The following is a 10,288-nucleotide window of genomic DNA, read 5'->3' as shown; positions in this document are numbered from 1 at the left end:
GGGCGAAGTCGGGGCCCTTGAACTCCTCGACGGCGTTCTCGTAGCGCTCCATGGCCCATGCCCAGAAGTCGAATTCCAGTGCGCTCGAGCCGTTCTGGATACACCCCCACAGGGTCCAGCCGTACTGAGACACGGTGCCCTGCAGGCGTGCCCTCGCGAGTCGGCTGCGGATCGGACGGCCGAAGTAGTTGGTCACCAGTTCCTCGAGCTGCTCGGTGGTCAATCGGTTGTCGCGCCAGATGTTTCCGAGCTCGAAGCACGGGTCGTTGTTGCCGGAGTACTCGTAGTCGATGAGCCACACCCTGTCGCCGTCCTCGACGAAGTTGGCCGCCAGCAGATCGTTGTGACACGGAACCGTCACCGGATTCTCCTCGGCGAGGGCCGCCCGGATCGACTCGAAGTGATCGGCGTATTCGAGATAGTCCGGCGGTAGCCGAAATCCGTTGTCCTGCAATATCTTGAGATAGGCGGGTTGCAGCACGAACATGTCGAAGTCGTTCCGGAACCGTGGTCCCCCGTGAAGCGTCCGGCAGCCCCGAGCCACCTTGGCGACGACTCCGGGCCGGGAAAAGTCGTCGCTGGTCAGCGTCGTGCCCTCGAGGTAGCCGATCAGCAGGACGCCGAGATCGGGTCGGTAGTCGATGACGGGTGCCCCGACGCCCGCCCGCTCGGCGGCTCGGGAGTTGAAGTATTCGTTGTCGCGGTCGATGCCGAGCAGGTTCGACGACGTGTCCGAGCACCGCGCCACGTAGACCGCATCGGAGGTGGTGATCTTGACGTTGCGGTTGGTCAGCCCGCCAGGAAGGTCCTCGAGCCGACGTTGCCTGCCCGCCAGCACCGGCAATCGGTCGAGAAGCGCGTCGAGTTGAGCATCGTTGAGCGAGAAGGACATCGGGTGTCAGCCCGCGTCGTCGGAAGGGCTCAGGATTCGCCTCAGCAGGTGCATCGCGACGGTGGTGGACCGCTCGCGGATGTCGGATCGGTTGCCTGGCAGCAGAAGCGTGCGGGTGATCGTCGGGCCGTCGGCGAGCCGCACGCTGAAGCACACCGTCCCCACCGGCTTGTCGGGGCTGCCTCCCCCCGGTCCGGCGATGCCCGTGATCCCCACCGCGGTGTCGGCACCGAAGCGTTGCAGCGCCCCTGCTGCCATGGCCTCGGCGACGGGTTCGGACACCGCGCCGTGCTCGGCGAGCAGCTGCGGGTCCACCCCGAGCAGCTCCATCTTTGCCTCGTTGGAGTAGCTCACCACGCCGCCCGCGACGTAGGCCGACGATCCGGCCCGGTCGGTGAGCCGCGCGGCGACCATTCCGGCAGTGCACGATTCGGCCGTTGCGATCGTCCGGCCTGCCAATAGATCCGCGACCTGGTCGTCGACCAGCGAACCGTCGGTGGAGAAGATCTGGCCGCCGTGGCGCTCGCGCAGCAACGAAACGAGCTTGGTGTACACCGACGCGGCATCGGGCTCGTAGCGCGTCACGATCTCCAACTCGCCGCGCCGCAGGCAGGTGGTGATCTCCAGGCGATCGAAGTCGGCGATGCCGACCTCGCCATCGCGAAGGGTCTCGGCGAGGCCGGACTCGGGTAGCCCGAACATCCTGATGGTGTTCTGCACGTACTCGGTGCGGCCCGCTATCGCCTCGAGCACGGCGGCGGCGCCGACCGCCTTGGCCCACATCGGTTGGAGCTCGCGCGGCGGACCCGGCAACACCACGACCGTCGGTTTGCCCGGCACGACGACGCCGGGTGCCGTGCCAACGGGGCCGAGGATCTCCGCACCGACCGGCACCATGGCTTGCTTGCGATTCGCCGCCATCACGGCCTCGAAGTCAACGCCCTCGCGGCGTGCCATCAGTCTCTTCAGGATGTCGGCGATGGTGTTCTCGAGCGACGAATCCAGGACCAGCTCCCGTCCGCAGAAGCGCGCCACGGTCGCGACGGTCATGTCGTCGGCGGTGGGCCCTAGCCCGCCGCTGGTGACGATGAGGTCGACGCCCTCGCCTGCCAGGAACCTGAGCTGGGCCTCGATGTCCGACGGCCTGTCTCCGCAGATCGTGATGTGGGCAAGCTCCACGCCGAGCTCGAGCATTCGATCGGCGAGCCACGGACCGTTGCGGTCCTGGACGCGTCCGGTGAGGACTTCGGTTCCGGTGACGACGATGCCCGCGCGTGCGCTCACGGGGTATGACACTACGACGCCCGCCGGGTTCGGGTGTCGTGGCGTCTCGCCGGATGTCGTGCGCAGTTCAGCGGTTGGCCACGTCGGCCGACTACGTTCGGCGGCCGTGACGACCACCGTGGTGGCCCTGCCCGCCGCGATGGATCCGATGTACTGGCTCGGTGACGGCGGCCCGTTCGGCTCCGCGGCGCTTCCCGCCGTCATGCTGGTCGTGTTCGTCGAGACGGGGCTGCTGATCCCGTTTCTACCGGGTGACACTCTGCTGTTCACAGCTGGTCTGCTTGCGGCGCAATCGGATGCCCCGTGGGGGATCTGGACGCTCGCGCCGTGCGCCGCGCTCGCGGCGGTCCTGGGCGGCCAGACCGGGTACCTGATCGGCTGGCGGCTGGGCCCCGCGTTGTTCACGCAGGACGCGCGCCTCTTCAAGAAGAAGTACCTGACCTCGTCGCACCGCTTCTTCTCCCGACACGGTCGCAAGACGGTCGTGATCGGACACTTCGTCGGCGTCGTGCGGACGTTCACCCCCGTCATTGCGGGCGCGTCGGGGATGCGCTACCCCGTGTTCCTGGCGTACGACGTGCTGGGCGCGGTGGCGTGGGGTGTCGGACTCACGGTGGTCGGGTTCCATCTCGGCAACGTGTCATTCGTCGGCGCGCACCTCGAACTGATGGTCGTTCTCATCGCTGTGCTGTCGACGCTGCCGGTGGCGGCATCGGTGCTCCGCGCCGCCCTCGCGCGTCGGCGCGCCCAGCAGCTCAGCGGGCGAGCCAGCCCTTCACCGTCGCGAGATCCCGCGAGTACGTCTCGAGAGCGTCGTCCTGATAGCGGGACCCGCCGCTGATTGCGTCATCACCCTGCCAGATCACGCGAATTCGCGTCTGGCCGCGCAGATAGACGTCGACGCGCTCGTCCACCCGGCGGTTCCAGCCGGCTGCGGCGGTGATCTCTGCAAGTTCCGACCGTAGGTCCGTCGTGGTCATCGCTGTCTCCTCTCCGATGGGACTCATGCGCCCATCCTCCCGGTAGGAGTTCCTGCGTGTTCGGCCACCCCGGTTTTCAGGAACCGTCCAGGGGGTAGCCGTAGCTTCGCTGTGATGTCGATGAAGGCGAACGCCTGGGTCCGCTCCTACGGGCCCGCAGTTCTGGTCCTGGCACTGGTCGCTTATGCAGGCATGTACGTGCGGTGGCCCAGTCTGGCTGGTCAAGTCGATCTGCTGGTGTACCGGTTCGGGGCGCTGCGAGTGCTCGCAGGACAGGATCTTTACTCGATCGGGTTGACCGGAAACCCACACACGCTGCTGTTCGACTACACCCCTTTCGCCGCGCTGTGCTCGCTTCCGCTGACGTTCGTCTCAACCGTGATGGCACAGGTCCTCGGGCTCGTGGTCAACGTCGCGTTGGTGATCTACGCGGTCCGCCGCATGCTGACCCGGCTCGGAATGGCCGCGTCGGCGGGGCTCTGGAGTCTGGGCGCACTGCTCGTCGGACTCGTCCTGTGGCTGGAGCCGGTGCGGCTGTCGCTGCAGCTGGGACAGGTCAACCTCGTCATCCTCGCCGTCGTGGTCGCCGACCTGCTCGGGCCGGACAAGCGGAAGTGGGCGGGAGTGGGCATCGGCGTCGTCGCGGGCATCAAACTCACGCCCGCACTGTTCATCGTCTACCTGATCCTGCTCGGGAGACGTCGGCCCGCGGTGATGGCGTCGCTGACCTTCGCCGCCACCGTCTTGATCGGGTTCGCGGTTCTGCCGAAGGGGTCGGAGTACTTCTGGCTGCGTGGCGGTTTCCACGACGTCGCCCGGATCACCAGTGACCCGGTGGCGAATACCAGCCTGAAGGGATTGTTCGTCCGCCTGCACATCGTCGGCGCCCCGACGATCGTCGCGACCGCGCTCCTGGCGGTCGTCGCGTTGACGATCGCGGTGCTGGCGTGGCGGCACGGGCAGCACGTCCTCGGCCTGGCCATCGTCGGGATGTCGTCGGCAGCGTTGTCACCGTTCAGCTGGAGCCACCACTGGGTGTGGGTCACCCCGCTGCTGGTCCATCTCGGTCACCGCGCCTACGTCCTCGGCAGCAGGTGGTCACTGGTGGCGATGTGGGCGTTCTGGGTGACGTTCGCCGGGTGGGTGGTGTCGGCGAAGGGCGATACGCCCGAGACGGGCCTGTTGGCGTTCCGCCGCGGAGGGGCGTGGGATGTGGTGGTCCCCGCGGCGTATCTGGTCGCTTTCGCGGGCGTGCTGGTGTGTACCGCGTGGTGGTTGCGCGGAGGGCAGGAGCGAAGCGACCCGGGGAATGTGCGCGGAGGGCAGGAGCGAAGCGACCCGGGGAATGTGCGCCGGCCAAGTTACGAGACGGGCACCACCACGGGCGACGTGTTGTACCCGGTGACGCGGACCCAGTCGGCCGAGACGGAGCGACCGAGCACCGATGCGCGCAGTTCGACCGTCTCGCCGGGGAAGACCGTTACGTAGTTGTCGTCGTATTCGATGGGCAGGATCTCGTCGCCGTCCTGGTCCGAAGTCACCTCGGCCCGTTCGAAGAACGCGATCTGCTTGCCCGCGTTGTGCAGTCGGATCGTCACGGCGTCCTGACCTTCGCCGTTCGTCGACCGTTGGGCGGAGACCGCCAGGGGCGCCTTCGGCAGATAGTTCAGTGGGGTCATGTCGGCCCAGCTGTCCTGGTGCAGTTCGAAGGCGTAGTCGCCGCCGGGATCTCCGACGTCGTCATTGCGTTGCGACTGCCAATAGACGTTGTTGGCCACGACCCGGCCCGCCGCGTCGAGCACCTCGCAGCGGACGAAGAACACCCGCGAGTCCCGCGCCTGCCGGGGCAGTGTCATCGCCAGCGTGGCGCCCCCCGACGGCACGGCGAGGTTTTCGCTGGTCTGGTCGTCGCGCAGCTTGCCGTGCAGGTCGTACACGCGAACCCGCGTCCGCAGGTTGGTGACGTCGTTCGGAGTCTGGTTCACCAGGGTGACTCTTGCCTGACTGTGGTCCCCCGTCGCGTAGGAGTCGAAGACCGCCGAGATCGGACGAAGTCCCTTCTTGGCGCCGAAGTAGGCGCCGCCCGGCCGCAGGAAGTAGTCGAAGATGTTGCCGAAGAACGACGGCCAATGGTTGTTGAGCATCCAGTAGATGGTCATCTTGTGGCCCGCCCAGCCCAGTGCTGCGAACGACTCGAACTGGGCGCGGGTGGATTCGTAGTGTGCCAGTTGGGCTTTGCGGGCGAACTCGTACGCGCCGCTGGACGGACCGTAACGGCGGTTGATGGCCAGTTGGGTGCTCGACAGCGCGGCGTTGCCGGGGTTGGAACCGGCATGGAAGTACCAGTAGTCGTTGATCGGCCAAAGCTTGTCCGGCGGGATGAACTCCTGCAGGCTCGCGAACGGCGGGATGTGCTCGTTGTCGCCCTGTTCGGCCGAGGCGCCCCTGGCGGCGCGGTACCGTCCGCTGAACCAGTACGACGGCGGCCGCCAGGTGTAGGGGCCCGCCATCTGAATGCCGTCCCACAATCGCTGCCCCTCGGCGTTCATGGTGTATGACGACACCGTGTCGACGACGGCGTTCTGCCAGTGCAGGTCGGCCAGGATGCCGTGGTAGGAGTCAATCACGGCCTGCGGCGGCCTGCCGTCGCTGGCGTTGGCCCATATGAACGCCGATGGGTGCGAGCGCAGCATGGAGATCTGGGACCGCATGCTGTCCAGGGCGACGGATTTGTCTTCATCGTCCCACTGCGGCCACTTCTCCCACTGGTTGCAGCACATCCAGCCGACCATCAACGGGATTCCCAGTTCGTCGGCGGCCTCCACGAAGCGCTCGTCCGGGATCTTCGACTCGAACCTCAGCATGTTCAGGCCGAGGTCTCGGACGTAGGAGAGGATGGCGTCGTCACGATCCGGGTCGTAGGCGAACAACAGGTCTGGGGTGTACGCCGCGCCACGGACCAGGAAGTCGCGGCCGTTGACCTTGAGGTAGAAGCTGCCACCGTTGCCCAGTTCGGGGAAGCGTTCGTCGTCGTCGCGGAACTGGGAGATCGTCCGCACGCCGAAGCGCTGGTGGGTCTGATCGATCGGGCTGCCGAACTGGCGGAACTCCAGGCGCAGGTCGTACATGTTGGGATCGCCCATGGTGTAGGGCCACCAGAGGTCCGGATGTTCGAGCACCAGCTGATTGAAATCGCTTGGGCTGAAGCCGACTTCGCTTTGTTCGCCTGCGGCGAGGCTGACGGCCTTCTCGACCTGGACGTCCGGCTTGCCTGCCCTGCTGATGGTGGCGTGCAGCACTCCTTTGATGCGATGGGTCGAGAGGTTCCGCAGGTTGGTGAAGATGGACAGGCGCGCGGAATCGGTATTCGGAAGAGGCAATTCGGTGTTCACGGTCGCGTCGCCGATCGCGACCGCACCCGACATCTGTAACGTCACGGGTTTCCAGATCCCCGCGTTGCGGTCGGCGACGAAGGAGTTGCCGTTGCCGGAGTTCTTGTCGGGGCCTTGATACCCCAGGTACTTCCAGTTGATCCAATCGAACCAGCTGTCGGCCAACTCGACCCCGTCGATGTCCTGCAACGATTGTTCGGGAGTGACCTTGACTGCCAGCGCATTGGGCTGACCGGGTCGAATCCACCTGGTCACGTCGAGGTCGTGGTCGACGTACATGCCGACCGTCTGCCTGGCGTCGGCGACGAGGTGGCCGTTGAGCCAGATCTCGGCGCGGTAGTTGATGCCGGGAAAGTTCAGTCGGTAGCTGGAGTGACCCGCCTGCGCGTCGAACGTGGTGCGATACCACCAGTCCTGCTTCCAGAGGTCCTGCGGCACTTCTTCGAGGAGGTTCTTGCCGTAGTAGAGGTTCGGGTATGTCCCGTCGTCCTCGAGTGCCTTCAGCACGGTGGCGGGCATGTTGCGGATGTCGTGCCACTTCGGCCCCCGGTAACCGTCGGATGAGATGACGGAGCCGTCCACCGGGACGTCGCGGGCCGACGCCAACTGCCAGCCGTCGAACAGCTGAACGTCGCCGGCGGGCGGTTCCGGCCTCGCGAACCGGGGGACGTCCCCGGCGCTCAACAAGAGCAGGACGAGCAGGACCACGATGCCCAGGACGGCGGAGCGGCGCATCTCGGGCGCGATGGCGCTACTCCTTCCGGATCTGGGGGCGTGTCACGGCAGGGCGCGGGGACGACGCATGGGACGTTGAGGACATTCTGCATGGCGGTGGGCCCGCCGCATTACGAGGCTGCGATGCCGCTGATCAGTCGGTCGCAGAGGGCAAACATCTGCTCGAGTGCCTCGTCCGCGTCGTCGGCGCGGGACACGAAGAGCGCCGCCTCGTCGAGTGCACCGAGGAGGACGTGCGCCGCCGGGCGCGCCGGTTGTTCGGGGATGACCCCGTCGGCCATCGCGGCCGTCAGCATCGCCTCGACCACGCCGAGCCCGTACTGCATGCCGATCTCGCGCCAGCGGTCCCAACCGAGCACGGCAGGTGCGTCGATCAACACGATCCGTTGCACGTCGGGAACCGAGCACTCCTCGAGGAACAACCGGGCCCCGATGCGCATCGCGCTCAACTGGTCGGCGGGCGCGGCGGCCACGATCCTGGTGGTGATGCTCGCGACGACGTCCCGCTCGACCTCTTCGTAGACCGCAGCGAACAGCCCGCTCTTGTCGCCGAACTGGTGGTAGAGCGCGCCGCGGGTTACTCCGGCGGCGTCGACGATGTTCTGCGTCGCGACTGCCGCGTAGCCCTGCGAGGCAAACAAACGTCTGCCCGCGTCAAGAAGCCGGGCGCGCATCGCCGCGGTCCGCTCCGCCTGGGTGCGGCGGAAGGGTGGTGGATCGCCGTTGACTTTCATACAGTCTGCACGTAACTTTCATACCGAGTGTTCGTAACTGACGATTAGGAGGGTAGCCGACATGCCGCAGATGAGGTTGGAACGAGCGACGATCGAGTACCGCACATTGGGTCCCGACGATTCACCCCATCCCCCGTTGCTGTTCGTCCACGGCATCCTGGTCGACCACCGCCTCTGGCTGAAGGTAGCAGAGGCATTGGCCCACAAGGGTTTCCGCTGCATCCTGCCCGACTGGCCATTGGGCTCGCACACGATTCCGATCGATGGGTCGGTGGCACTCACCCCGCACACGGTGGCCGAGATGGTGCACGAGTTCATCGCCGCCCTGGATCTGCGCGACGTCACGCTGGTGGGCAATGACACCGGCGGCGGCCTGTGCCAGCTGGTAGTGGACGCCCACCCCGACGACGTCGGGCGACTCGTGCTGACCAATTGCGACGCCTTCGACAAGTTTCCGCCGTTCCCGTTCAACGTCGTCTTCGCGACGATGCGGGGCCCCAGGTCGATACGCCTGCTGTCGAAGCTCATGAAGATCGCCGCGCTCAGGCGTTCGCCGCTGGGCTACGGGTTGTTGCTGCAGACCGACGACCCATTGACCGCGTCGTGGGTGCGGCCGATGAGCACCGACCCGCGAATCGCGCAGAACCTCGCGACGCTGTTGCGGGCCGTCGGCGCAATGGATCTCACCGACGTCGCGACGCGGCTCCCCCGCTTCGGCAAGCCGGTCACCCTGGTGTGGGGAATGGCCGACCGCTGCTTCACCCCTTCGCTCGGGCGCAGGCTGGCGTCTCTGTTTCCCAACGCGGCGATGGTCGAGGTGCCCGGCGCGCGCACGTTCGTCGCGCTCGACGCCCCCGTGGCCGTCGTCGACGCGATCGCGACCGTCGGGGCGCCTACGTAGAACGTGGTCGCCTCAGAGCACATCCTTGTGCGGCACGTCGGTCACCAGGCCGCCGTCCACGACGAACTCGCTGCCCGTCGCGAACGACGACTCGTCGCTGGCCAGGAACACCACGAACGTCGCGACCTCGTCGCACTCGCCGGGGCGCCCGAGTGGCGCCGTGACCATGTCATCGGGAAAGTGCTTGGTCATCGGCGTGCGGATGAACCCGGGATGCAGTGAATTGACCCGGATCTTGTGCTTGCCCAGCTCGATCGCCGCCGACTTGGCCAAACCGCGCACCGCCCACTTCGTGGCCACGTACGGATGCACCATCGGGGCGCCGCGTAGGCCTTCGATCGACGACACGTTGATGATCGAACCGCCGCCTGCCGCCTTCATCGCCTCGACGGACGCCTGCATGCCGAGGAAGGTGCCCGTGAGGTTGACGTCGATGACCTTCTGCCACTTCGTCATGTCGAAGCTGCCGATCTTGCCCAGTGCGACGATGCCGGCGTTGTTGACCAGAACGTTGAGTTTGCCGAACTCCGCCACCGCCAGTGCGACGGCCGCGTCCCATTGGTCGGCTTCGGTGACGTCGAGATGGACGTAGCGCGCTGCTTCACCGATGTCGTCGGCCAAGGCCTTGCCCTCGTCGTCGAGGATGTCGCCGATGATCACTTTTGCACCCTCGGCGACCAGCATCCGTGCGTGCGCAGCGCCCATGCCCCGCGCCCCGCCGCTGATCAGTGCAACTTTTTCGTCCACGCGTCCCATGACCGGTCAGGCTACCGCATCCACTTCTCGAACTAGAACCTGTTCCAATTCTGCGGCTCTACCCGCATACTGCAGGGCATCCAAGCATGGGGTGGACCACAAGGAGAGAAACAGCATGGCGATTCGCGTCGCGCTCGTCGGCACCGGCAACTGCGGCAGCCTTGCACTGAGTCAACTGATCAACGACGAGCGCTTCGACCTGACCGCGGTGTGGGTCTCGTCGGAGGCGAAGGTCGGCAAGGATGCTGGCGAGCTGGCGGGCCTGGAGGTCACGACCGGGGTGACGGCCGTCAACGACCTGGACGCGATCGTCGCCGCCAAGCCCGAGTGCATCGTCTACTGCGCGATGGGTGACGTCCGCCTCAAGGAGGCGATGGCCGACGTCCGGAAGTTCCTCGAAGCCGGCATCGACGTGGTGGGCTCGGCGCCAGGGGTGTTGCAGTACCCGTGGCAGGTCATTCCCGACAAGCACATCGAACGGGTCGAAGACGCTGCGCGAGAGGGAAGTTCAAGCGTCTTCATCACCGGCGTCGACCCGGGGTTCGCGACCGATCTGCTCCCGTTCGCGCTGGCCGGCACCTGTCAGAGCATCCAGCAGGTGCGCACCATGGAGA

At 66.4% G+C, this 10,288-nt stretch carries 8 protein-coding genes and 2 pseudogenes; 4 read left to right on the top strand and 6 right to left on the bottom strand.

Going from position 1 to position 10,288, the window contains the following annotated elements:
* Positions 1-892 (bottom strand): choline/ethanolamine kinase family protein (locus QOI01_RS15165; protein ID WP_526382250.1); only part of this gene is annotated, 892 nt, incomplete at its 3' end.
* Positions 893-898: 6 nt separating this feature from the next.
* Positions 899-2,176, bottom strand: a complete 1,278-nt coding sequence (locus tag QOI01_RS15160) for a competence/damage-inducible protein A (RefSeq protein ID WP_526382248.1) — start codon at positions 2,174-2,176, stop codon at positions 899-901.
* Between the two features lie 139 nt (positions 2,177-2,315).
* Between QOI01_RS15160 and QOI01_RS15155 the strand changes: the two genes are divergently transcribed.
* Positions 2,316-3,017, top strand: a complete 702-nt coding sequence (locus QOI01_RS15155) for a VTT domain-containing protein (RefSeq protein ID WP_526382252.1) — start codon at positions 2,316-2,318, stop codon at positions 3,015-3,017.
* On the opposite strand, the gene QOI01_RS15150 is transcribed toward QOI01_RS15155, so the two are convergent.
* Positions 2,932-3,183 carry a hypothetical protein gene (locus tag QOI01_RS15150; protein WP_526382246.1) on the bottom strand — a complete coding sequence of 84 codons (252 nt, stop codon included), beginning with the start codon at positions 3,181-3,183 and terminating at the stop codon, positions 2,932-2,934. The genes QOI01_RS15155 and QOI01_RS15150 overlap by 86 nt on opposite strands.
* A gap of 87 nt (positions 3,184-3,270) precedes the next feature.
* On the opposite strand from QOI01_RS15150, the pseudogene QOI01_RS15145 reads away from it, so the two are divergent.
* A pseudogene (locus QOI01_RS15145) lies at positions 3,271-4,158 on the top strand (glycosyltransferase 87 family protein); the annotation flags it as partial.
* Between the two features lie 359 nt (positions 4,159-4,517).
* On the opposite strand, the gene QOI01_RS15140 reads toward QOI01_RS15145, so the two are convergent.
* Both QOI01_RS15140 and QOI01_RS15135 read right to left on the bottom strand, forming a co-directional pair.
* On the bottom strand, positions 4,518-7,283 hold the full coding sequence (locus QOI01_RS15140; RefSeq protein WP_526382244.1) for a glycoside hydrolase family 2 protein: 2,766 nt from the start codon (positions 7,281-7,283) through the stop codon (positions 4,518-4,520).
* A gap of 110 nt (positions 7,284-7,393) precedes the next feature.
* Positions 7,394-8,017: a TetR/AcrR family transcriptional regulator gene (locus tag QOI01_RS15135; RefSeq protein WP_526382242.1), complete on the bottom strand. Its 624-nt coding sequence runs from the start codon at positions 8,015-8,017 to the stop codon at positions 7,394-7,396.
* 61 nt (positions 8,018-8,078) lie between these two features.
* Here QOI01_RS15135 and QOI01_RS15130 point away from each other — a divergent pair, with 61 nt between their 5' ends.
* Positions 8,079-8,918 carry an alpha/beta fold hydrolase gene (locus tag QOI01_RS15130; RefSeq protein ID WP_526382240.1) on the top strand — a complete coding sequence of 280 codons (840 nt, stop codon included), beginning with the start codon at positions 8,079-8,081 and terminating at the stop codon, positions 8,916-8,918.
* Between the two features lie 12 nt (positions 8,919-8,930).
* Here the strand turns inward: QOI01_RS15130 and QOI01_RS15125 are convergent, their stop codons facing one another.
* A complete protein-coding gene (locus QOI01_RS15125) occupies positions 8,931-9,674 on the bottom strand; it encodes a glucose 1-dehydrogenase (RefSeq protein WP_526382238.1) in 744 nt (247 codons plus the stop codon).
* Between the two features lie 115 nt (positions 9,675-9,789).
* On the opposite strand from QOI01_RS15125, the pseudogene QOI01_RS15120 reads away from it, so the two are divergent.
* Positions 9,790-10,288 (top strand): annotated as a pseudogene (locus tag QOI01_RS15120) (diacylglycerol kinase); the annotation flags it as partial.

The organism is Mycobacterium sp., from assembly GCF_032162605.1.
GTDB lineage: Bacteria > Actinomycetota > Actinomycetes > Mycobacteriales > Mycobacteriaceae > Mycobacterium.
The sequence above is the reverse complement of the archived record's forward strand: the minus strand, read 5'-3'. Positions and strand labels throughout refer to the sequence as shown.